Here is a 20,934-nt window from a genome sequence, read left to right on the forward strand (position 1 = left end):
ATCAGCGGCCGCCGGGCGTGTAGAGCTTGTCGAACTGGCCGCCGTCGTTGAAGTGCACCTTCTGCGCCTCACCCAGCGAACCGAAGTACTTGGCGACCGTGAACTGCTTGAGCGGCTTGAACAGGTCGGCATGCTTCTTCAGCACCGCCTCGGACCGGGGACGCAGCGCGTGCTTCGCAGCGATCTCCTGCGCCTCGTCGGAGTACAGGTAGTCGAGGTAAGCCTTGGCCAGCGGGCCGGAATTCTTCTTGGCTACCGTGCGCTCGACGATGGCGACGGGGTTTTCAGCGACGACGCTCACCGACGGGTACACCGCATCGACCTTGCCCTTGCCGAACTCACGGTCGATGGACAGCACCTCGGATTCGAAGGTGATCAGCACGTCGCCCGTGTTGCGCTGCAGGAAGATGCTGGTGGCATCGCGGCCGCCCTTGCCCAGCACGGGCACATTCTTGTAGAGCTTGCCGACGAACTCCGCCGCCTGCGCGTCGGTGCCACCGTTCTCGCGCACGTAGCCCCAGGCCGCCAGGTAGGCATACCGGCCGTTGCCGCCGGTCTTGGGGTTGACCACGACCACCTGCACGCCAGACTTGATCAGGTCGTCCCAGTCCTTGATGTTCTTGGGGTTGCCGTTGCGCACCAGGAACAGCATGGTCGAGGTGGTGGGCGAGGCGTCGTTGGGAAACTTCTTCGCCCAATCCTTGGCCACCACGCCGTTCTGCGCCAGGAAGTCGATATCGGTCGTCGTATTGAACGTCACCACATCGGCATCGAGCCCGTCGTTCACGGCGCGGGCCTGGGCGCTGGACCCGCCGTGGGCCTGGTCTACCTTCACGTCCTTGCCGGTCGTCTTCTTGTAATGGGCGACGAACGCTGCGTTGTAGTCCTTGTAGAACTCCCGGGCCACGTCGTACGACACGTTGAGCAAAGTGCTCTGGGCAGCAGCCGCGCCGCTGGCGGCCAGGACCAAAGCGGCCAAAAGGGTCTTGAGCGGAGTCGTCTTCGAGGTCATGGGTGGCATCTTCCACGTAGCTAAGTTGCAAGCGATTGTGGAGAGAGCCGCTTAAAACGCAAAAGAATATATTTTTGTTAATTAATCGATTGCAAGAATAAGCAACGGCGCTTGACGTCCGACGCCGCTGTGGCTGAGCGCAAGTGCCTGGGCTCAGACCAGACAAACCGCGCCGTCGTAAGAGATAAAAATGGGCTGTAGCGATTGCCTGCAAAGCGGATGATGCTATTTAAAAAATAGCATCTGCCCCATTCAAGCCGCCGAGCGCAGTGCACCCTGCGTCGGGCTGGACCAGTCGATCTGGTCCACCAAGGATTGCAGCAGGGCCCAGCCCAGGGGCCATTCGCCGTGGCCCGACTCGACGTTGATGTGCCCCGCCTGCTGCAGGCGCACGAACTCGCTTCCCCAGGCGCGGGCATAGGCCCCCGCCAAGCGTACGGGGCAGTACGGGTCGTTGCTACTCGCCACCAGGATGCTGCGGTAGGGCAGGACCGCATAAGGAACCGGAGCGAAGTCGCTCAGGACCGCTCTCCGCTCAGGGTCTGCAGGCGCCACCAGCAAAGCCCCTCGTACGCGCGCTGCGGCCTCTGCGCCCATGTGCGTGGTCGCGATGCAGCCCAGGCTGTGCGCGACGATCACCACCGGGTGGGGTGCGTCCAGAACCGTTTGTTCGAGCGTTTCCACCCAAGCGCGGCGCGTCGGGGTCATCCAGTCGTCCTGGCGCACGCGGATCGCGTGGGGCAGGCGCTCTGCCCACAGGCTTTGCCAGTGGCCGGCACCCGAGTCGCGCCAGCCAGGCACCACGACGACGGAAGTCTGCGGCTCCGTCATGCCGAGCCCTTCGAACCGTCGCAGAAGCTGAAACTGCGCGGATCAGGCCTGCCGACAGAGGCGTGACAGCGAGGCTCCAGATTCTGCTGACACGCAGATGGACTACAGGGGGCTGAAACAGCCATGGTGATCGCTCCTTTGCATGCAGGCATCGAGCGATTCTTCTCCCACCCCTTCAAAACCCAAACGAATATATGGTTCTGAATTAATGAAGAATTGATCTATTTAACGGGAGCAAGAGGAGCGCGCGGCGTACCCTGCAGCAGCACAAAGACCTGGCGTTGCGCCGCAACCAGGGCGATGTACGCAAACATCTCTGCCCATTCCTCCATGACCAGCGCCTGATCCAGCAAGGCATGCGGTAGCGCCACGCCCAGATGCCCTTCCGCGTAGGTGCTCAACACCCCGGCAAGCACCAACACCGCGAGCTCGGCCCAAGCGAACTGCGGCGAGCGCAACAGTTGCAGCACGACCCGGTACGCCCTGCAGCGCACGAAGATCCAGGCACACCCCGCCAGGACCATCGCGGCCAGCGGATACACCGCGGGCTTGTACCAAAGCACCGAGGAGGAATACACAGGACCGTCCTCCGAAAACCCGACCGGCGGCAGAAACACGGCACCCCAGCTCATCTCACGCGCCGCGAGCAGACACCACACCGGCACCAGCACCAGCGCCAAGCCCTTCACGGCGCGCCCAGGCCCGTCGTTCCCAACCACCTGCCGCGCAAAAACCGCAGCCATGACGGCCCCTGACAGCAGCACCACCACCTGCAGATCCTCCAGCCAGCCGTTCTCCCATCCGAAGGACACGGGCAGCAGCCGGGCCGCGGGGTAGCTGAGCGCCAGCCCCAGCAGCATCAGCACCAGCCATGCCCGCCGCCACCGCAGGGCTTGGGGCGAAACCTGGAAGGAAGCGGGAGCCAGTGGAGTGGCGTTCATGGAGCAGAGTCGGGAAAGGGATGAAATCAGGACGCGTTTGCCAGCGCGATCCTGCCGAGAAACCAGCCTGGGAACCAAGGCGATTAAGGCCGCAGACTGCTTCGTCTACAAATCAGACTGCACAGTCGCATGGGTTCACAGTGTATGCCAGGCAGGTAAACCCAGTGTGTACAGGGCCCGTCACTCCGGATTGCGTGCGCTCCCACCCAGAGCCACCAAATCACTATGCCCTGGGACCTTCTCCCCCAGGAAATCCAGGAATCGCCGGACGGAAGGCGCCAGTCCGCGCCGGGAAGGGAACACCGCGTGCACGACTCCGCGCGGAGTGGACCATTGCGGAAGCAGGCGCACCAACCGGCCTTCGTTCAGTTCGGCCTGGCACATGTAGTCCGGCAGCCAGCACATCCCCGTGCCGGCCACGGCAGCGAGCTTGAGCGTCAGCAGATCGTCGGCCACATAGCGCGGCGACAACTGCACGACTTCTTCGCGCCCGTCGGGGCCGATCAGGCGCAGGCTGCTGCGGCCATCCGCGGCCGACATGGCCATGCTGTCCAGACGCGACAGTTCGGCCAGCGTCTCTGGCGTGCCCCGGCGCGCCAACAGGTCGGGGCTGGCCACCAGCACCTGTCTGGCGTCGTCCAGGCGCTTGACGACCATGCTGCCACTGTCTTCGAGGTTGGCGCGCACCCGCAGGGCCACGTCGATGCCCTCTTCCACCAGGTTCACGACCCGGTTGGTCACCTGCATCTCCACGCGTACCTGCGGATGGCGCTCCAGGAACACCGGCATCAGTTCTGCCAGGACAGTTTGCGCGAGCGTGACAGGACAGGTCACGCGCACGGTGCCACGGGGCTCCGTCTGTACCTGCGCCACGGTGTCGGCAGCAGCCTGCGCGGCCTCGCGCATGGCCTGGCAGTGGCGCAGGTATGACTCGCCGACCTCCGTGAGCGAGAGCTTGCGCGTCGTGCGCTGAAGCAGGCGCACCCCCAATTGCGCTTCGAGGTCCGAAACGCGCCGCGAAAGACGCGACTTGGGAATGCCCAGTGCCCGGCCGGCTGCCGCGAAGCCGCCGCGTTCGACCACCTCGGCAAAGTAGAGCATGTCGTTCAGGTCTTGCATGGACACCCCTGCCTATTAATCACATCAATGGAACGATCTATCGTATCCGAGCGGTCTTATCGACCGATCATCAATACAGCACAATTCAATCAACGCCACGATGCTGTGGCCCCATTTCAGGAGAACTTCCATGCAACTGCTGCACATCGATTCCGCCATCACCGGCACCGTATCCGTTTCCCGCCAGCTCACGGCCCAGACCGTCGCCGCCTGGTTGGCCGCTCACCCAGGCACGCAAGTCCAGTACCTGGACCTGGTCACCCAGGCTCCAGGCCACTTCACCATGGATGCCATGGCACCGCGCACCGGCCAGACCGAAGGTCTGAGCGAAACCCAGTTGCGCGAGAACGCCGTATCCGAGCAACTGGTGAGCCAGTTTCTGGCCGCGGATGTGATCGTGGTCGGCGCGCCGCTGTACAACTTTGGCATCCCGTCGCAACTGAAGGCCTGGATCGACCGGATCGCCCAGCCGGGCCGCACCTTCCGCTATACCGCCACCGGACCGGAAGGCCTGGCCAAGGGCAAGACCGTGATCGTGGCATCGACACGCGGCGGCGTGTACTCCACCAGCGAAATGGGCCGCGCCATGGAGCACCAGGAGAGCTACCTGCAAACGGTGTTCGGCTTCTTTGGAATTACCGACGTGCGTTTCGTACGGGCTGAAGGCGTTGCCATGGGACCCGACGCGAAGGCCCTGGCTCTGAGCAGCGCCGAGCGTGACATCCAGGCCCATACGGCCATTTCGGCCAACCAGGGCGCGATGACGCAAGCAGCCTGAGAACGGCTTTTCCGTAGGGCGGCCCGATGGCCACGCACGCAGGCGTGGCCATCAGGCTTTTGGCTTTGACCGGATGGGCTACGAACAGCTAACCGCCACCTCACGGTCCGGCAGCCCGGTTCCTCGATCGCACCGCCTAAGCATGTGGAACTGCTAAACGCGCAGCGGTCCGCCTACTTCAAAGGGGCAGCACCAGGGCCGTCCACGGAGAGGTCCGCCCCCAGTACCCGGCGTTCGTCGAACACGAAACACCCGCCGTGGTAATGCGCGCCATCGGTCTGCTCGAAGTACTTGAGGATGCCGCCTTCAAGCTGATAGACGTGCTCCACGCCCTCTTCGCGCATCAGGATGGCGGCCTTCTCGCAGCGGATGCCTCCGGTGCAGAAGCTCACCACCGTCTTGCCTGCCAATTCGGCCTTGTGAGTCCGCAGCGCCGGAGGAAAGTCGGTGAATTTCTCGATGCGCCAGTCGATCGCCTGATCGAAGCTGCCATGGTCCACCTCAAAGGCATTGCGGGTGTCCAGCGTGACGACCGGTCGGCCGTCGTCATCGCGCCCGGCCTCCAGCCAGCGCCGCAGGGTGGGGGCATCCACGGACGGAGCCCGGCCATTGGCCGGACGGATGGTCGGGTGGTCCATGCGGATGATCTCGCGCTTGACCTTCACCAGCATCTTGCGGAACGGTTGCGTGGCCGACCAGCTCTCCTTCGGCTCCAGCAGTGCGAACCGGGAGTCCTGCTTCAACAGCGTGACGAAGCCACGCACGGCCTCTTCCGGACCGGCCAGAAAGAGGTTGATGCCCTCTTCCGCGAGCAGGATGGTGCCCTTGAGCTCCATGGGCACCGCCCGCTCATGGAGCACATCGCGCAGCTCGGCAGCGTCCGGCAGCGGAACAAAGAGATAGCTGGAGATATTGAGAATGTCGTTCACGGCAAGGAGCCGGCTGACAGGACGGCCACGGCCCGGCACAAGCCGCCGCCACCCCGGGCTGCGCCTTGCCCGGCCGCAGGCCGTCAGGTCACCGGGGTCAACAAAGTGGATTCGATCTTGTTGGCCAGCTGGGCGATGGCCAGCGCGGCTGGACAGCCGGGCATCTGCATCAGCAATAACTGCCGGCGCATGACGGCATCGCGGACCGATGTGTCGGCCGGAATGTCGCCCATGTGAATCAGCCGCATGGGGCGACCGGACTCCGTGCTGACGAACCGGTCGAGCACCTGCTGCAACTGGCTGGTGATAGCCCGTCCATCCCCCGGGCGCGCCGCCTGGTTGACCACCATGCGCACATGGTGGCGCTTTTGCTGCGTGGCCATCACTTTGATGGCGGCGTAGGCGTCGGTCAGCGAGGTGGGCTCGGGCGTCGCCACGACAAGCACCTCGGAGGCCAGGGAAATGGAGAACAGCACGACGTCTGAAATACCGGCACCCGTGTCCAGCAGCACCACGTCGTAGCGCGGCGCCAGGGTCTGGATGACATGCAGGAATTCATTGCGCACCTCAGGCGTCAGGCGCGAATACTCCACCATGCCGGAACCCGCGAGCACGACGGAAAAACCGCCCGGGGCTTCGATCACCGCATCTTCCAGATGGGCCTTGCCCGTGAACACGTCGTGCAGGGTGATCTTGGGGTGCAGGTTCAGCACCACGTCCAGGTTGGCCAGGCCCAGGTCCGCGTCCAGCACGAGAACGCGGTGGCCCCGCCGTGTGAGGGCGGCGGCCAGGTTGGCGGAAACAAAGGTTTTGCCCACGCCGCCCTTGCCGCTGGTGATGGCAATGATGCGGGCGCCGGCCGGCGCGGAGGCAGGAGGAGGCGCAGGCATGTGCGGGCCGGCAGGGGTGGTGGGTTGGGGGGACAGCGCGTCGGTCATCTCTGTGCTTTCAATAGGCGCTGCCTGTGGAGGAGGAATCCATGGTCGGGGGCAGATCGCCCCAACCGGACGGAGTGTATAGCGGCCCGAACAGCAGGCTCTTTTCTTCTGCGGTCACGGTACTGTCTGGCTGATCTTCAATGCTGACGCGGTTGCGCCCCGCCATCTTCGCCTTGTAGAGCTGGCTGTCGGCACGCTCGGTCCAAAGCAAGGTCGTGCTGCGGATCCACTGCAGGGCGAACGCGCCGCCGATGCTGACGGTAACGTGCAACTCTACCGAAGGAGAAATGCGGATCGGCGTGCTCTCCACCGCCTTGCGGATGCGTTCGGCCACGACGCGGCCAAAGCCGGCTTGGCAGGCAGGCAGCACCACGGCGAACTCCTCGCCTCCGTAGCGCGAGAGCGTGTCCATGGGGCGGACGCAGACGTTGAGCGTCCGAGCCACGGACTGCAGGACGATGTCTCCGGCCAGATGGCCATAGGTGTCGTTGACGCGCTTGAAATTATCGATATCCAGCATGAGCAGCAGCGCAGCTTCGCCGGCCCGGGACACGCGGTCGATCTCGCGCTCCAGGACGGTACGGAAATGGCGTCGATTGGCCAGCCCCGTGAGCGGATCCTTGAGTGAAAGTTCACACAGGCCGTCGATCAGGCTTTGCAGATACCGCATTGGAATGTCTTCGCACAGCGATGCCTCCGAACCCAGCGACTGCGCAACGAGGGCATGCGCTGTCGAAAGGCGCAGATCGCGCATGTTCACGAATTGGGGGGTCGCGGATTCAGTCACAAAATGCAACAAACAGGTGTCCGTAGAGTGTATCAGCGCCGCCCGCATTCCTAGGCTTCAAGACGATGCATTGGAATGCAAACTGTGTAGCGCCACCAGCGCTTCCGCGTCGGTGCGGTAGAGCGCCAACCCGGCGTCGCGGACCAGTGCACCGGAGCGGCGCAGGACCTGCTCCACCGGCAGCTTGATGCCGCTGACATGCAGCACACCGCCCGCTGCACGTATCAGGGACCGCAGCCGCATGAAGGTCTCGACACCGGTCACATCAATGCGGTTGATGGGCAGCGCGAACAGGCACACATGCCGCAGGTCCGGCCGCTCGGCCAGACGCTCGGATACCCATCGTTCCAGCGCAGCAGAAGAGGCAAAGTCCAATTCGGCGTCCAGGCGCAGTGCGAGCAAGCCCGGAGCAAGTGCCGGCAATTGCCACAGGTGACGATCCCGCAGGCTGCCGTCGGGGTGCATGCCAACCTCGATGATCCTCGGGTGCAGTCGCTGATAGAGAAAGTGGCTGAGGTTCATCACCAGCCCCACCAGCACACCCCAGTACATCCGAGGTGCTGTCGCCAACGTCAGCAGGAAGGTGATGCCACCGATGGCGGCCTCGACCCGCGACACGCGCCACAGGCGGAGCATGCTCGCAGGCTTGATCAGCCCCGTCACCGCCGTCACCACCACGGCCGCCAGCACCGACTGGGGAACGTGGTAGAGCGCCGGGGTGAGCCACAGCAGCACCGCCAGCACCAGGGCCAGCGCAAACAGCGTCGCCCATCCGCTGCGGGCACCGGCGTACAGATTGATGGCCGACCGCGAGAACGAGGCGCTGGTGGCGAAGCTGCCGCACAGCCCGGAGCTGATCTTGGCCATGCCGTGCGCGATGAGATCCTGGTTCTCGTTCCAGCGGGTACCGCCCTGCTGATGCTCGACCTTGGCACTGGAGGCCGTCTCTAGAAAGCTCACCAGCGTAACGACCAGCACCGGCATGAGCAGCGCGCCGAACTCGTCCCACGACAGCCAACCCGGCCAGTACGCCGTGGGCAGGCCCGCCGGCAGGTGTCCCACCACTGCGCCATGCGCATCGGCATAGCCCAGCGCCCAACTCGCCAGCGCCGCCAGCCCGACGATCACGATGGCGGCAGGAAACGTGGACCGCCAGCGGCGGGCCGCCACCAACAGCCCCAGGCTTGCCAAGCCAAATGCCAGGGCCGTGAGGTCGAAGTGGTGCACCGAGGGGCTGACGGCCAAGGCATGCCATGTGGTACGCAACCCGAGCAGCGCGGGTAACTGGGACGCCAGGATCAGCCATGCGGCCGCCTGGGTGAACCCGTTGAGGACAGGTGAGGTCACCAGATTGAGCAGCCAGCCGAACCGCACCACCCCTAACGCAAGTTGCAGCAGGCCGGACAACAGCGCCATCCATGCCGCCAAGGCCACCCACTGCGCACTGCCGGGCTCAGCCATGCCCGTGAGCGACGCGCCGATCAACAGGCTGGTCAGCGCCGTCGGGCCGACACCGAGCCGCGTGGATGAACTCCACAGTACGGCAACCAAGGCGGGAACCAGCGAGGCGTAGATACCCGTGATCAAGGGCATGCCGGCCAATGCGGCATAGGCCACGCCCTGAGGCACCAGCATCAGCCCTACGGTCATCCCTGCCCAGAATTCGCCTGCCAGCAACGTGCGGTTTGGCCGTGGCCACGCGAGGAACGGAAACCAGCGATGCAGGGCGCGCATATTCATCCGGCGATTGTCGCTGCGTCTCCCCAGTTCGCATGAACGATGCCGCAGGCAATCCATTCCATTGAGACCGCTGGCGCTCCATCAGCGGCTGGGGTTGTCCTACGGCAGCTTCGGCCGCGTCCGACCCACGCCCTCCCGCTAGCCCCCTACAGTCCGCACCATCGCCCACAGCAAGGAGAACCCCATGGAAGGTAGCCCTCAAACGCAGCAACGCCCTGCGTCCCGCGTGATCGGCATGATGGCCGTGCTGGCACTGGCCGGCGGGCTGGTGGCGTGCGACAAGAACGATGGGCAGACCGCCGGACAGCGGCTGGACTCGGCGGTCCAGAAGACGGAGCAAACGGCGGCCGATGCGCAGCGCAAAATGGAAACGGCTGCCGACCGAGCCGGCTCCGCCACCCGGGACGCGGCAGCCAAGGCCCTGGCTGTCATGGACGATGCAGGAATCACCACCAAGGTCAACGCAGGGCTGGCACAGGACCCTGACCTGAGCGCGGTGAAGATCGACGTCGACACCCGCAATGGCATCGTGACGCTGAACGGACCTGTGAAGTCGGCTGAGGCACGCGAACGGGCGGGCAAGATCGCCCAGGGGGTCGAGGGCGTGAATTCGGTGGTCAACCAGCTGACGGTCAGCGCCGGTTGATCCTGCGAGGCTCCCGGGGCGCCGCGTGGTGGCGCCCCGTGCGGCGCTAACATGCGGCGCATGACAGCCCCGAATCCTTCTTTCAGCAGCACCACCACACATCTCATTCACCACGGGTACGAGCCTCCCGCCGGCTTCGCGGCTCCCCAGCCCCCGGTCCACAAGGCATCGACCGTGATCTTTCCCAACGTGGCTGCCATGCGCGCCCGCGAGTGGAAAGACAAGTCCAGCTACACCTACGGTCTGCATGGCACACCGACGACCTATCAGCTCGAGGAACGCCTGGCCACGCTGGAAGGTGGACTGCAGTGCCTGCTCGTTCCGAGCGGCCTTGCGGCGATTGCGAATGTAGCCCTGGCCCTGCTGCGTACCGGCGACGAAGTACTGATTCCAGACAATGCCTATGGGCCGAACAAGTCCCTGGCGGAAGTCGAGTTGCGCCATTACGGGATCCGTCACGTGGTCTATGACCCGCTCGACCCTGCCGACCTGGAGGCGAAGATCACGTCCGCCACCAAACTGGTGTGGCTGGAGGCAGCGGGCTCCGTGACGCTCGAATTTCCCGACCTCATCGAGCAGGTGCGCATCTGCCGGCGGCATGGTGTGACCACGGCGCTGGACAACACCTGGGGCGCCGGCCTGGCCTTTGCCCCGTTCGATCTGCTGGGCGACGGGCAACTGGGGGTGGACATCTCGGTGCACGCCCTCACCAAGTACCCCAGCGGCGGGGGCGATGTACTCATGGGCAGCATTACCACCCGCGACCAGCCGCTGCACCTGCGCATCAAGCTGACGCACATGCGGCTCGGCCTGGGTGTGGGCGGCAACGATGTGGAAGCGGTGCTGCGCTCCCTGCCGAGCGTAGCGCTGCGCTACCACGCCCACGATGCAGCGACGCGGAGCCTGGCGCGGTGGATGAAGGGACAGCCCGGTATCGCCCAGGTGCTGCATCCGGCCCTCGAAGACTCACCCGGCCATGCGCACTGGAAGCAGCTGTGCGGGAAATCGAATGGCGGCACCGGCGCTGCCGCAGGCCTGTTCAGCGTGGTGATCGATCCGCGCCATGGACAGCAGCAGATCGACGCCTTCTGCGACGGGCTGCGCCTGTTCAAGATCGGCTACAGCTGGGGCGGCCCCATGAGCCTGGTGGTGCCGTACGACCTGCCGTCGATGCGCAGCGGACCGTCCCATCACCTGAAGCCGGGTACGGTGGTGCGCTTTTCCATCGGACTGGAGGCCGTGGACGACCTGCGCTACGACCTCGCGCAGTCGATGGCCCGCGCCTTTGCGGTTGCCTGAACGCTCACGCGCCGCCCCGGAAGGCCGGTAATTACGGACCCGCGACCGATCCGACGTGCCCCATGCTGTTACATTGATCCATCACTGAGAAGGACATACCTTGGCAACACCCAACTACGGCTACGAAAAACGCCAGCGCGAACTCGCAAAGAAGAAGAAGAAGGAGGAAAAGCTGCTGGCCAAGTCACAGCGCAAAACCGACGATTCCCACCCTGGACAAGAGTCTTCGGACGATGCGCCTATCAGCGATCGCGGCCATGACGGCGCTACCGCACCGGGGAGCGACAGCCAGGCCTGATGCGGCGTCTTCAGGCAGCGTCTCGGCTCGGCCGGCTCCGGCCTGCGCCAACCGCAGTCGCTCAGCGCAGGCCCGTCATGGCAGCAGCTTGCGCAGTTCCGGCCACACGTTGGCCAGCATGATCGGATGCGCATCCGCCCGCGGGTGGATGCGGTCCGGCTGGAACATGCGGGTCGGGTCCGGACCGTCCGCCACCCCCTTGAGGAGGAACGGGACGACAGGCACCTTCTGCGAGGCGGCCACCGACGCAAACAGCCCGGAGAAGCGCCGGGCGTAGTCGGTGCCGTAGTTCGGTGGTACCTGCATACCCACCAACAGCACCTTGGCCCCAGTCTGCTGAGCCGCGCGGGTCATGGCCACCAGGTTGTCCTCGGTGTTTTTCAGCGGTAGCCCGCGCAGCGCGTCGTTGCCACCCAGTTCGATCACTACATGCGTGGGCCGGTGCTGCGACAGCAGGGCAGGCAGGCGCGAACGGCCGCCCGATGTCGTGTCGCCGCTCACGCTCGCATTCACAACCCGGGCCGCAATCTTTTCATCAAGCAGCCGCTTTTCCAGCAGTGCCACCCAGCCGGTCCCGCGGGCGAGCCCGTACTCGGCGCTCAACGAGTCCCCCACCACCAGGATGACCGGCGATGCCTGCGCGCCCTTGCTCTGTGCCAGGGCGGGCGTAGAGCAAAGCCCCGCGAGCAGGCCGACTGAAGCTGCCAAGATAAAGTCACGCCGACGCTCTGTCCGATTCACTGCTGAACTCCTCATGTCCGATCATTCCTCCGTGCCGCTCCAGCCCCATGATTCCGCCGCCACCGCCATCATCGCGGTGGAACATGTGCACAAGTCCGTGACGGACTCCACGGGCACGCTCGACATTCTGCGGGATATCGATTTCCGCCTGGCGCCAAGGGAAACCGTGGCCATCGTCGGGGCATCCGGGTCGGGCAAGAGCACCCTGCTCTCGATCGTGGCGGGGCTGGACACGCCCACACGGGGGACGGTGCATCTCGATGGACAGGACCTGTTTGCACTCAGCGAGGATGAGCGTGCCGCGCTGCGCGCGCAGAAGGTCGGCTTCGTCTTCCAGAGCTTTCAGCTGATGGCCAATCTGACCGCACTGGAAAACGTGATGCTGCCGCTGGAGCTCGCCAACCGGCGGGACGCACGGCAATTGGCCGCGGACATGCTCGGCCGCGTGGGCCTGGGCCAGCGGCTGGGCCACTACCCGAAGGTGCTCTCCGGCGGGGAACAGCAGCGGGTGGCGCTGGCACGGGCCTTCGTGGTGCAACCGGCGGTGCTGCTGGCCGACGAACCTACCGGCAGCCTGGATTTCGCCACGGGCGAGACGATCATGCGGCTGATGTTCGACCTGAACCGTGAACTCGGCACGACCCTCGTGCTCGTCACCCATGACCGCGGCATCGCCGACCAGTGCGAGCGCCGGATCACCATCGAAGCGGGACGGATCGCACCGCATTGACGCTGGCCTGGCCTCGCTCTACGCGCCAGGCCCGGCGATCGGCCCTGGTCGCAAGCCATCCGCCGTGGGTGCCTGAGCAACCTCAGGGCTTAAAGCGGCGTTCGGGCAGCGGAATCCAATCCGTCTCGCCCGGCACCTGGCCCATCGCCTGGTCTTCCCAGTCCTGGGCCGCCTGCACGATGCGGTCCTTGCGACTGGAGACGAAGTTCCACCACATCTGCCGCGGCGCGTCGAGCGCGTCGCCGCCGATCACCATGCAACGCGCACCGGAGTCGCCCGTGGCCTCCAATGCCGTGGCCTCGCCCGGACGCAACGTGGCCAGGGTGTGTTCAGCGATGGGCTCGCCATCCAGCGCCAGCGCGCCGGACACGGTGTAGACCGCCATCTCCTGCGCCAGCGGCGGCAGCTCCCATCGCGCGCCCCGCTCCAACTGCACGTCGAGGTACAGCGTGGGCGACAACGTGGCGACCGGAGACACCTGGCCGAATGCCTCGCCGATCAAAACGCGCACGCGGCTGCCCTGGGCCTCGACCACCGGGATATCCCTGGCGGGCGTGTGCACGAAGGTTGGCGCGGTCTCTTCGTGCGCCAGCGGCAGCGCGGTCCAGAGCTGGATGCCGTGGTTCACGTAGGTACTTGCCGCCAACGACTCGGGACGGCGCTCCGAATGCACGATGCCGCGGCCGGCCGTCATCCAGTTGATGGCGCCCGGCTCGATCTGCTGCACCGAGCCCAGGCTGTCGCGGTGCATGATCGTCCCTTCGAACAGGTAGGACACGGTGGCCAGGCCGATGTGTGGATGGGGCCGCACGTCGTACTCGGCCGACGGCTCGACCGTGACCGGGCCGAAGTGGTCGAAGAAGATGAAGGGCCCGACGGAACGGCATTGCAGTGCCGGCAGCAGGCGCCGCACGGTAAAGCCGCCGCCCAGGTCCTTGTGGTGGCCGGTGAGCCGCAGCAGGCCCGGGTTCATGGCTGCACTCCCGCTGCGCCTGCCACCGCAGCGTCCTGCGGTGCCCGCTCGACGCGGGTGGTGATCTCGGTGGTCACCGCCGTCATCAGCTTGTGCACGGGGCACTTGGCGGCCACTGCTTCCAGCTCCGCGAGCTGTGCGTCGGTCAGGTCGCCCTGCATCAGCAGCCGGGTGGCAAGCCGGTAGGTGCCAGCCCGCTCTGCCGATGCATCACGGTCCACGGCCGTCCGCACATCGTCCACGGCCCAGCCCTTGCGGCGGGCGTACCACAGCACGGTCAGCGCTTTGCAGGCACCCAGCGCCGCGTCGTACAGGTCGTGCGGGCTGGGGCCGGCGTCGCTGCCGCCCTCCTCCACACTCCCGTCGGCGATCAGCGCATGGCTGCGAATGGTCACCGCCTGCCCCATGGGCAAATCGGCGATGCGTTGCAGTTGGACCGTCATGGGTGCTCTCCCGAAGGCAAAGGATGCAATCTAACCGGTCTGCAGTGCGGCGGTCAGCCGCGCAGCTTGGCGGCGATGTCGGCCACGCGCTTGCCGAACAGCTTGGCGGTGTCGAGGTCGCCCTGGGGGATCTCCGTCACGCTGGCGTCGGAGGGCGACTGCACCAGCAGGCCGACGGAGCCGCCCAGGTTGTTGACGTCCTGCCGCGTGGCGGCCTTGCTGTTGGCCGGCAGCAGACCCAGGCTCACCCAGATGCCGCCGTGCTGCGAGGCCAGCGTCTGCAGGTAGCCGAGCGTGACGGACTTGTCGCCGCTGAAGCTGGCGCTGTTGCTGAAACCGGCGAACACCTTGTCCTGCCAGCCGCGGGTGAACCAGGCCTTGGAGGAGGCATCGGCGAACTTCTTGAACTGCCAGCTCGGGCCGCCCATATACGTGGGGGTGCCGAAGACGATGCCGTCCGCGTCGGCCAGCTGTTCCCAGCCGCCGTCGGGCAGGTTGCCGTCCGCGTCGATCGCCAGCAGGTCGGCGCCAGCGCCCTCTGCCACATGCTGCGCAACGCGCTGGGTATGGCCGTAGCCGGAGTGGTAAACGACGACGATCTTTGCCATGGTGATTGCTCTCTTTGAAGGGTAAAGGTTAAAAGTCAACACTAACGGGAAGAATCACGGGCCAGCCCTTTGCCGGCGCCGCATGATGCTATCGAAATTGCATGAAGTCTGCCGAGGTCAGGCGGCAAGATCGAACACGATCACCTCGGCGTCCCGCCCGCCGGACAGTTCCAGCCGGGCATCGCCCTCCAGCAGGGCGGCATCGCCGGCCTTGAGCGCTGCGCCGTTCACATCCAGTGCGCCGCGCACCAGGTGCACATAGGCCTTGCGGGCCGGGTCCAGCGGCAGCGCTGCGGTCTCGCCGCCGTCGAAGAGGCCGGCATACATGGCGGCATCGGCGTTGATGCGGACCGAGCCCTGAGCCCCGTCCGGCGACGCGACGAGGCGCAGGTGGCCGCGTTTCTCGGCGTCCGGGAAGGTCTTCTGCTCGTAGCCGGGCGCCACGCCCAGCCGGTCCGGCTCGATCCAGATCTGGAAGAAGTGCGTCGTCTGGCCCTGCGCATGGTTGAACTCGCTGTGCATCACACCCGTGCCCGCACTCATGCGCTGCACATCGCCGGGCGGAATGGCCTTCACGTTGCCCATGCTGTCCTTGTGGGCCAACTCGCCCGACAGCACGTAGCTGATGATTTCCATGTCCTTGTGGCCGTGGGTGCCGAAGCCCGTGCCCGGGGCGATGCGGTCCTCGTTGATCACGCGGAGGTTGCCCCAGCCCATGTGGAGGGGATCGTAGTAACCAGCAAACGAGAAGCTGTGGTACGAGTGGAGCCAGCCATGGTCGGCGTGGCCCCGGTCCTGGGATTTGCGGAGGGTGAGCATGGAAGCGCTCCTTTCAATGCCTTCACTGTAGAAGCCGAACCCTCTCGCAAGGCAGAGCACGCTTGAAGAGATCATTCAAACGAATTGAACTAACATGCGCTCATCATGCAAAACGCCCGAGATGCCCTGACCCCGGACAGCCTGTCGATGCTGCAGGTGATCGCCGATACGGGCAGCTTCGCCGCAGCGGCGCGCCAGTTGGGGCTGGTACCCAGTGCCCTGACCTACCGCGTGCGGCAGATCGAGGACGCGCTCGACGTGCTGCTCTTCAACCGCAGCGCGCGGCAGGCGCGACCGACGGAAGCGGGCACGGAATTGTTGCGCGAAGGCGCACGCCTCTTGGCCGATGTGGACGCCGTGGCCAACCGTGTGCGCCGCGTGGCCACCGGCTGGGAGCCCCAGTTGACGATCGCCGTGGACGGAGTGGTCTCGCCCACGACCATGCTGGAACTGGTCGAGGCCTTCTACGCGCTGCAGCCGCCCACGCGCCTGAAGCTGCGCGACGACATCCTCAACGGCACGCTGGAAGCGCTTACCTCCGGCCACGCAGACCTGGCGATCGGTGTGGCCGTGCCGGCGGGCAACATTGCCGGGCTGCAGCAGGCGCCGCTGGGCGATGTGCTGTTCCATTTCGTCGTGGCGCCGCACCACCCGCTGGCCAGCGCCCCCGAACCGCTGACCGATGCCATGCTGCGCGAGCATCGCGTGATCGCCGTGGCCGATTCCGCGCAGCGCGGCGGCGTGACCATGGGCATCTTGGGCGGACAGGACGTACTGACTGTGGACACTATGCAGGCCAAGGTCCGCGCGCAGTTGCGGGGGCTCGGGGGCGGCTTTCTCCCGGAATCCATGGTCCGCCCCTACATCGACGCAGGCCGGCTCGTGGCGCGCCAGGTCGCGCGGCCGGGGCGCAGCGTGCGCGTGCACTACGCCTGGGGCGGGCCCGGCTTCTCGTCGCCCGGGCGGGCCCTGCAGTGGTGGCTGACGCAGCTGCAAAGCGCCACCACACGCAGCGCACTGCTGGAAAACCATCACCATTTCTGACGACTGCGCTGGCGCCGTTACCACTGGCCCGTGTAGAGTGGAATCGACATTCAACGTCCCGCATTCCCCTCGTCAGAAAGGCCTGCCATGACTTCTTCCTCGCCCCGCGCTTCCCACCGCCTGCGAACCGACACCAGCGGCACGGCAGGCTCGCCCCGGCGGTTCGCCATCATCGGCGCCGGCATGGCCGGCGTGGCCTGCGCCCGCACGCTGGTGCAGGCGGGGCATGACGTGCTGGTGTTCGAGAAATCCTCCCGCGCCGGCGGGCGCACGACGACGCTGGACTCGCCCTTCGGCGGCTTCGACGCCGGGGCACAGTACTTCACGGTGCGCGATGCACGCTTTCAGCAGGCGCTCGACACCGTGCCCGGCCTGTGCCGCCCCTGGAGCGCCAACACGGTGCGCGTGCTCGACGCGGCCGGCCGTCTGGCAGCGGCCGCGCCCCCGCCCGGCGAGCCGCACTGGGTGGCGGCGCCCGGCATGGAATCCCTGGTCACCACCTGGGCCGCACCGCTGCAACAGGCAGGCCGCCTGCTGACCGGCACCCAGGTCACCCGCATCGAACGCGACGCCCTGCGGCCGGACGGCTGGCAGGTGCGCACGGAGGCGCTCGACGGCTCGGTGCATGTCCACGCCGGCTTTGATGCGGTGCTGCTGTCGCAGCCCGCGGTGCCGGCCCGGACGCTGCTGGAGCTTTCCGGCGTTGACACGCCCCTGGTGCAGGAGCTGGCGCCGGTGGCCATCGCACCCTGCTGGACCTTGATGCTCGCTTTTGCGCAGGCCGTGCGCCCCGGCCTCACCACGCTAGGGCCGCAGTGGAATGCCGCGCGCAGCACCCACCATCGCATCGCCTGGCTGGCGCGCGAATCCTCCAAGCCCGGCCGCACACGCATCGAGCGCTGGACGGTGCAGGCCAGCCCGGCCTGGTCGCAAGAGCACCTGGAAGACGACGCCACCCGCGTGCAGGCCAAGCTGACCAACGGGTTCGCAGAGATCACCGGCATCCGTGCCGAGCCGACGCAGGCCATCGCCCGCCGCTGGCGCTACGCGCAGACCACGCAGCCGCTGGGCCGCAGCCACGCCTGGGATGCGGCGCGCGGCATCGGCGCGTGCGGCGACTGGTGCCTGGGGCACCGGCTCGAAGACGCCTTTCTCTCCGGCCTGGAACTCGCCCTCGCCGTGGCGTGATCGGCGGCATACTCGCCGCTGTCCGCTTCCTGCCTGCGGGCGTGGGCCTCCTGCCACCGCCCGCCTTCCCACCATGACACTGCCAGCGCTTCGGCCCCGCCGGGCCACCGCCGCACCCTGGTCCCAGCCGGGCGGGTGCCGGGCCGCCATGCTGATCCGATGAACAGGGACACTGCGGCCTATACCGGGCGGTTCGCGCCCTCGCCCACGGGCCCGTTGCACGCCGGCTCGCTGGTGGCCGCGCTGGCCAGCTGGCTCGACGCGAGGGCCGCCCACGATGGGCGTGGCGGGCGCTGGCTCGTCCGCATCGAGGATGTGGACACGCCCCGATGCGCGCCCGGCGCGGCCGAGCGCATCCTCTCGCAGCTGGCCGCCTGCGGCCTAGTGCCCGACGAGCCGCCTTGGTGGCAGTCCGCACGGCAGGCACGCTACCAGCAGGCCCTGGATGCGCTGGTGGCCGCCGGCCGGGCCTATCCCTGCGGCTGCTCACGCCGCGACATCGAAAAGGCCCAGGCGGCCCTGGGATTCCAGCGCAACCGCCATGTGGAGCTACCCTACCCCGGCACCTGCCGCCACGGGCTGCAGGGCCGACCGGCCCGGTCGTGGCGGTTTCACGCCACACAACAACAGGCAAATCAGCCTCCAGCCCTTTATAAGAAAGCGCAGCAAGCTATATTATTAATAGCAAACGATGGCATGCACTGGACGGACCGGCGCCTGGGCCGGCAGTACCAGGACGTGGCCCGCCAGGTCGGCGACTTCGTCCTACGACGCGCGGATGGTTTGTGGGCCTACCAGCTGGCCGTGGTGGTCGACGATGCCGACCAGGGCGTCACCCACATCGTGCGCGGCGAGGACCTGGCCGACAACACGCCCCGCCAGTTGCTGCTGCAGCAGGCCCTGGGCGTGCCCCACCCCACGTACATGCACATGCCCTTGGTGCGCGCCGATGATGGCGAGAAGCTCTCCAAGCAGCACGGCGCACCGCCCGTGGATGTGGCCCGGCCGCTGGAAGTGCTGCGTGCGGCAGCCCGCGTGCTCGGCCTGCCCGACGTGGCGCATCCTGACAACACCACAGTCGCGCAGGCGCTGGCGCAGTGGGTTCTGGCATGGCGACGAATCTACAATCCATGCGTGACAGAAACGCCTTCCCCTCTGGCCGCCAACGGCCCCTCCCCCGCCCCCTCCACGCCGTCGCCTCAGGAAGGCGGCGGTGCCGCGCCCGCAGACGTGGCCTTCCCCAAAACCATCCGCAGCTACGTGCGGCGCGCTGGCCGCACGACGACCGGCCAGGCCAAGGCTTTCGAAGACCTGGGCCCTCGCTTTCTTCTGCCGTATGCGCCGGTCCCGCTGGACGCCACTGCGGCCTTCGGGCGCCAGGCCCCGCTGGTGTTGGAGATCGGCTTCGGCATGGGCGAAGCCACGGCCCACATCGCCCGGGTGCGTCCGCAGGACAACTTCCTGTGCTGCGAAGTGCATGAGCCCGGCGTGGGCGCCCTGCTCAAGCGCATCGGCGAACACGGCATCGAGAACATCCGCATCCTCCAGCACGACGCCGTGGAGGTCATCGACCACATGCTGCCGCCCGGCTCGCTGGACGGCGTGCACATCTTCTTTCCCGATCCCTGGCACAAGAAGCGTCACAACAAACGCCGGCTCATCCAGCCGATGCTGGTCGCCAAGCTGGCCGCGCGCCTCAAGCCCGGCGGCTACCTGCACTGCGCCACCGACTGGCAGCCCTATGCGGAGCAGATGCTCGAAGTGCTGTCCGCCGAGCCTTCGCTCGAGAACACGGCCGAAGGCTTTGCGCCGCAGCCCGACTACCGCCCCCTGACCAAGTTCGAGAACCGGGGCCTGCGCCTGGGCCACGGCGTCTGGGACGTGGTATTCAAGCGGCGCGACTGACGCCACCGACCGCCCAACGACGGAACCACAGCACCCGATGAAGCCCATTCTTGACAATCTGGTGGAGATGACCGGTCATCGGGACCATCTCCGGCTGGAGGTTTCGGTACTTTCCACGCTGCAGAAACTGGCTTCCATCAAGGAGGTGCGGGCGCTGGAGGTCTTCCACAGGGACGGGGTGCAGTACGTGCGCCCCCGGACCTGGATCGATAACGGCCAGCTCGTGTCCACCGGCTCCGACGCCCAGAGCGACTCACGCCGGCAGCCCGTCAGCGACTACCCGGCGCTGCACGCGTGCATCGCACAGCGCGAGGCCAGCGCCAAGGACTCGTCCCGCAAAGGTACCTACACGCTGTGGTTACCCGTATGGATGCACGACGAAGTGCACACCTGCCTGGAGATCACGCAGTCGCGCCCGTTCTCGGCCCACAAGCTGGATGTGATCAAGGGCGTGTTCCACGTCTACCAGAACTACCAGAGCCTGCTCGACTACAGCGAACGGGATGCGCTCACCGGGCTGTTCAACCGCAAGACCTTCGACGAACAGTTCACCCGCCAGTCCGCGGCCGGCGATGGGGCCTATGCGGAGGCGAGCGAGCTGCTGGTCTCGCCCGACGACGGCACGGAGGCCGGCCAGGAGCCCGTGCGCCAGTGGCTGGCGGTGGTGGACATCGACCACTTCAAGCTCGTCAACGACCGCTTCGGCCATCTGTACGGCGACGAGGTGCTGATCCTGGTGGCCAATATCCTGCGCAGCTCGTTCCGCAGCCACGACCGCATCTTCCGCTTCGGCGGCGAAGAGTTCGTGGTGCTGCTGCGCTCGACCACGCTGTCGACGGCGTACAAGGTGTTCAACCGCTTCCGCCAGGCCGTGCAGGAATACCACTTCCCCCAGGTCGGCCAGGTCACCGTCAGCGTCGGCTTCGCCAGCACCCAGCAGGGCGCGCCCGTCGAGATCCTGGGCCGTGCGGACCAGGCGCTGTACTACGCCAAGGAGCACGGCCGCAACCAGGTGTGTTTCTACGACGAACTCGTTGCCCAGGGGCATCTGCAGGCCAAGGTCGCCAACGACGACGTCGAACTGTTCTGAGGCTCCCGCCCGCGGCTGCGACTCCGGCAGACACTCGCGCTGACAAGAAAAAAGGCCCGCAACTGCGGGCCTTTC

The 20,934-nt window shown here is 66.4% G+C and carries 22 protein-coding genes and 1 pseudogene; 10 read left to right on the top strand and 13 right to left on the bottom strand.

Annotated features, from left to right (window positions below; genetic code table 11):
- Position 1: 1 nt before the first annotated feature.
- From QE399_RS17240 to QE399_RS17255, 4 genes are all read right to left on the bottom strand, one after another.
- Positions 2-1,012, bottom strand: a complete 1,011-nt coding sequence (locus QE399_RS17240) for a sulfate ABC transporter substrate-binding protein (protein WP_309830634.1) — start codon at positions 1,010-1,012, stop codon at positions 2-4.
- Positions 1,013-1,264: 252 nt separating this feature from the next.
- Complete coding sequence (locus QE399_RS17245; RefSeq protein WP_309830636.1) at positions 1,265-1,843, bottom strand: RBBP9/YdeN family alpha/beta hydrolase; 579 nt, start codon at positions 1,841-1,843, stop codon at positions 1,265-1,267.
- A 221-nt stretch (positions 1,844-2,064) separates the two neighbouring features.
- Positions 2,065-2,784, bottom strand: a complete 720-nt coding sequence (locus tag QE399_RS17250; protein WP_309830639.1) for a hypothetical protein — start codon at positions 2,782-2,784, stop codon at positions 2,065-2,067.
- A 180-nt stretch (positions 2,785-2,964) separates the two neighbouring features.
- Complete coding sequence (locus QE399_RS17255) at positions 2,965-3,903, bottom strand: LysR family transcriptional regulator (protein WP_309830641.1); 939 nt, start codon at positions 3,901-3,903, stop codon at positions 2,965-2,967.
- Between the two features lie 130 nt (positions 3,904-4,033).
- Between QE399_RS17255 and QE399_RS17260 the strand changes: the two genes are divergently transcribed.
- Positions 4,034-4,681, top strand: a complete 648-nt coding sequence (locus QE399_RS17260; RefSeq protein WP_309830643.1) for an FMN-dependent NADH-azoreductase — start codon at positions 4,034-4,036, stop codon at positions 4,679-4,681.
- Positions 4,682-4,854: 173 nt separating this feature from the next.
- Here QE399_RS17260 and QE399_RS17265 read toward each other — a convergent pair whose 3' ends face one another.
- The 4 genes from QE399_RS17265 to QE399_RS17280 all read right to left on the bottom strand — a co-directional run bounded on the left by QE399_RS17265 (position 4,855) and on the right by QE399_RS17280 (position 9,075).
- Positions 4,855-5,610 carry a sulfurtransferase gene (locus QE399_RS17265; protein ID WP_309830645.1) on the bottom strand — a complete coding sequence of 252 codons (756 nt, stop codon included), beginning with the start codon at positions 5,608-5,610 and terminating at the stop codon, positions 4,855-4,857.
- Between the two features lie 83 nt (positions 5,611-5,693).
- Entirely contained in the window at positions 5,694-6,548 is an 855-nt protein-coding gene (locus QE399_RS17270; protein ID WP_309830647.1) for a MinD/ParA family protein, read from the bottom strand.
- A 10-nt stretch (positions 6,549-6,558) separates the two neighbouring features.
- Positions 6,559-7,302, bottom strand: a complete 744-nt coding sequence (locus QE399_RS17275) for a GGDEF domain-containing protein (protein WP_309832160.1) — start codon at positions 7,300-7,302, stop codon at positions 6,559-6,561.
- 90 nt (positions 7,303-7,392) lie between these two features.
- The gene (locus tag QE399_RS17280; RefSeq protein ID WP_309830649.1) at positions 7,393-9,075 is read right to left on the bottom strand and encodes a SulP family inorganic anion transporter; all 1,683 of its coding nucleotides are present in this window, start codon (positions 9,073-9,075) and stop codon (positions 7,393-7,395) included.
- 184 nt (positions 9,076-9,259) lie between these two features.
- On the opposite strand from QE399_RS17280, the gene QE399_RS17285 reads away from it, so the two are divergent.
- The 3 genes from QE399_RS17285 to QE399_RS17295 all read left to right on the top strand — a co-directional run bounded on the left by QE399_RS17285 (position 9,260) and on the right by QE399_RS17295 (position 11,318).
- Positions 9,260-9,721 carry a BON domain-containing protein gene (locus tag QE399_RS17285; RefSeq protein ID WP_309830651.1) on the top strand — a complete coding sequence of 154 codons (462 nt, stop codon included), beginning with the start codon at positions 9,260-9,262 and terminating at the stop codon, positions 9,719-9,721.
- 60 nt (positions 9,722-9,781) lie between these two features.
- Positions 9,782-11,020: a PLP-dependent transferase gene (locus QE399_RS17290; RefSeq protein ID WP_309830653.1), complete on the top strand. Its 1,239-nt coding sequence runs from the start codon at positions 9,782-9,784 to the stop codon at positions 11,018-11,020.
- A gap of 100 nt (positions 11,021-11,120) precedes the next feature.
- A complete protein-coding gene (locus tag QE399_RS17295) occupies positions 11,121-11,318 on the top strand; it encodes a hypothetical protein (RefSeq protein ID WP_309830654.1) in 198 nt (65 codons plus the stop codon).
- Between the two features lie 75 nt (positions 11,319-11,393).
- Here the strand turns inward: QE399_RS17295 and QE399_RS17300 are convergent, their stop codons facing one another.
- Positions 11,394-12,059, bottom strand: a complete 666-nt coding sequence (locus QE399_RS17300) for an arylesterase (RefSeq protein WP_309830655.1) — start codon at positions 12,057-12,059, stop codon at positions 11,394-11,396.
- Positions 12,060-12,072: 13 nt separating this feature from the next.
- Between QE399_RS17300 and QE399_RS17305 the strand changes: the two genes are divergently transcribed.
- Positions 12,073-12,789, top strand: a complete 717-nt coding sequence (locus tag QE399_RS17305; protein WP_309830657.1) for an ABC transporter ATP-binding protein — start codon at positions 12,073-12,075, stop codon at positions 12,787-12,789.
- An 82-nt stretch (positions 12,790-12,871) separates the two neighbouring features.
- Here QE399_RS17305 and QE399_RS17310 read toward each other — a convergent pair whose 3' ends face one another.
- The 4 genes from QE399_RS17310 to QE399_RS17325 form a co-directional block, all read right to left on the bottom strand.
- The gene (locus QE399_RS17310; protein ID WP_309830660.1) at positions 12,872-13,762 is read right to left on the bottom strand and encodes a pirin family protein; all 891 of its coding nucleotides are present in this window, start codon (positions 13,760-13,762) and stop codon (positions 12,872-12,874) included.
- The gene (locus tag QE399_RS17315; protein ID WP_309830662.1) at positions 13,759-14,205 is read right to left on the bottom strand and encodes an OsmC family protein; all 447 of its coding nucleotides are present in this window, start codon (positions 14,203-14,205) and stop codon (positions 13,759-13,761) included. The genes QE399_RS17310 and QE399_RS17315 overlap by 4 nt, the downstream gene beginning before the upstream one ends.
- Positions 14,206-14,258: 53 nt before the next feature.
- Positions 14,259-14,813, bottom strand: a complete 555-nt coding sequence (locus QE399_RS17320) for a flavodoxin family protein (protein WP_309830664.1) — start codon at positions 14,811-14,813, stop codon at positions 14,259-14,261.
- Between the two features lie 117 nt (positions 14,814-14,930).
- Entirely contained in the window at positions 14,931-15,632 is a 702-nt protein-coding gene (locus QE399_RS17325) for a pirin family protein (protein WP_309830666.1), read from the bottom strand.
- Positions 15,633-15,737: 105 nt separating this feature from the next.
- Between QE399_RS17325 and QE399_RS17330 the strand changes: the two genes are divergently transcribed.
- The 5 genes and pseudogenes from QE399_RS17330 (at position 15,738) to QE399_RS17350 (ending at position 20,859) form a co-directional block, all read left to right on the top strand.
- Positions 15,738-16,676: a LysR family transcriptional regulator gene (locus QE399_RS17330; RefSeq protein WP_309830669.1), complete on the top strand. Its 939-nt coding sequence runs from the start codon at positions 15,738-15,740 to the stop codon at positions 16,674-16,676.
- A gap of 87 nt (positions 16,677-16,763) precedes the next feature.
- A complete protein-coding gene (locus QE399_RS17335; protein ID WP_309830671.1) occupies positions 16,764-17,864 on the top strand; it encodes an NAD(P)/FAD-dependent oxidoreductase in 1,101 nt (366 codons plus the stop codon).
- Positions 17,865-18,023: 159 nt separating this feature from the next.
- Positions 18,024-18,992: pseudogene (gene gluQRS, locus QE399_RS17340) on the top strand (tRNA glutamyl-Q(34) synthetase GluQRS); the annotation flags it as partial.
- A gap of 6 nt (positions 18,993-18,998) precedes the next feature.
- Positions 18,999-19,769: a tRNA (guanosine(46)-N7)-methyltransferase TrmB gene (gene trmB, locus QE399_RS17345; protein WP_405044139.1), complete on the top strand. Its 771-nt coding sequence runs from the start codon at positions 18,999-19,001 to the stop codon at positions 19,767-19,769.
- Positions 19,770-19,806: 37 nt separating this feature from the next.
- Positions 19,807-20,859: a GGDEF domain-containing protein gene (locus tag QE399_RS17350; protein WP_309830673.1), complete on the top strand. Its 1,053-nt coding sequence runs from the start codon at positions 19,807-19,809 to the stop codon at positions 20,857-20,859.
- Positions 20,860-20,934 lie beyond the last annotated feature (75 nt).

It is taken from the genome of Paracidovorax wautersii, from assembly GCF_031453675.1.
GTDB lineage: Bacteria > Pseudomonadota > Gammaproteobacteria > Burkholderiales > Burkholderiaceae_C > Paracidovorax.

Bases quoted from the DNA above. Each gene is read 5' to 3' on its own strand.
- QE399_RS17240 (WP_309830634.1), bottom strand. From the start codon at position 1,012: ATGACCTCGAAGACGACTCCGCTCAAGACCCTTTTGGCCGCTTTGGTC.
- QE399_RS17245 (WP_309830636.1), bottom strand. From the start codon at position 1,843: ATGACGGAGCCGCAGACTTCCGTCGTCGTGGTGCCTGGCTGGCGCGAC.
- QE399_RS17250 (WP_309830639.1), bottom strand. From the start codon at position 2,784: ATGAACGCCACTCCACTGGCTCCCGCTTCCTTCCAGGTTTCGCCCCAA.
- QE399_RS17255 (WP_309830641.1), bottom strand. From the start codon at position 3,903: ATGCAAGACCTGAACGACATGCTCTACTTTGCCGAGGTGGTCGAACGC.
- QE399_RS17260 (WP_309830643.1), top strand. From the start codon at position 4,034: ATGCAACTGCTGCACATCGATTCCGCCATCACCGGCACCGTATCCGTT.
- QE399_RS17270 (WP_309830647.1), bottom strand. From the start codon at position 6,548: ATGACCGACGCGCTGTCCCCCCAACCCACCACCCCTGCCGGCCCGCAC.
- QE399_RS17275 (WP_309832160.1), bottom strand. From the start codon at position 7,302: ATGCGCGATCTGCGCCTTTCGACAGCGCATGCCCTCGTTGCGCAGTCG.
- QE399_RS17280 (WP_309830649.1), bottom strand. From the start codon at position 9,075: ATGAATATGCGCGCCCTGCATCGCTGGTTTCCGTTCCTCGCGTGGCCA.
- QE399_RS17285 (WP_309830651.1), top strand. From the start codon at position 9,260: ATGGAAGGTAGCCCTCAAACGCAGCAACGCCCTGCGTCCCGCGTGATC.
- QE399_RS17290 (WP_309830653.1), top strand. From the start codon at position 9,782: ATGACAGCCCCGAATCCTTCTTTCAGCAGCACCACCACACATCTCATT.
- QE399_RS17305 (WP_309830657.1), top strand. From the start codon at position 12,073: ATGTCCGATCATTCCTCCGTGCCGCTCCAGCCCCATGATTCCGCCGCC.
- QE399_RS17310 (WP_309830660.1), bottom strand. From the start codon at position 13,762: ATGAACCCGGGCCTGCTGCGGCTCACCGGCCACCACAAGGACCTGGGC.
- QE399_RS17315 (WP_309830662.1), bottom strand. From the start codon at position 14,205: ATGACGGTCCAACTGCAACGCATCGCCGATTTGCCCATGGGGCAGGCG.
- QE399_RS17320 (WP_309830664.1), bottom strand. From the start codon at position 14,813: ATGGCAAAGATCGTCGTCGTTTACCACTCCGGCTACGGCCATACCCAG.
- QE399_RS17325 (WP_309830666.1), bottom strand. From the start codon at position 15,632: ATGCTCACCCTCCGCAAATCCCAGGACCGGGGCCACGCCGACCATGGC.
- QE399_RS17330 (WP_309830669.1), top strand. From the start codon at position 15,738: ATGCAAAACGCCCGAGATGCCCTGACCCCGGACAGCCTGTCGATGCTG.
- QE399_RS17335 (WP_309830671.1), top strand. From the start codon at position 16,764: ATGACTTCTTCCTCGCCCCGCGCTTCCCACCGCCTGCGAACCGACACC.
- QE399_RS17350 (WP_309830673.1), top strand. From the start codon at position 19,807: ATGAAGCCCATTCTTGACAATCTGGTGGAGATGACCGGTCATCGGGAC.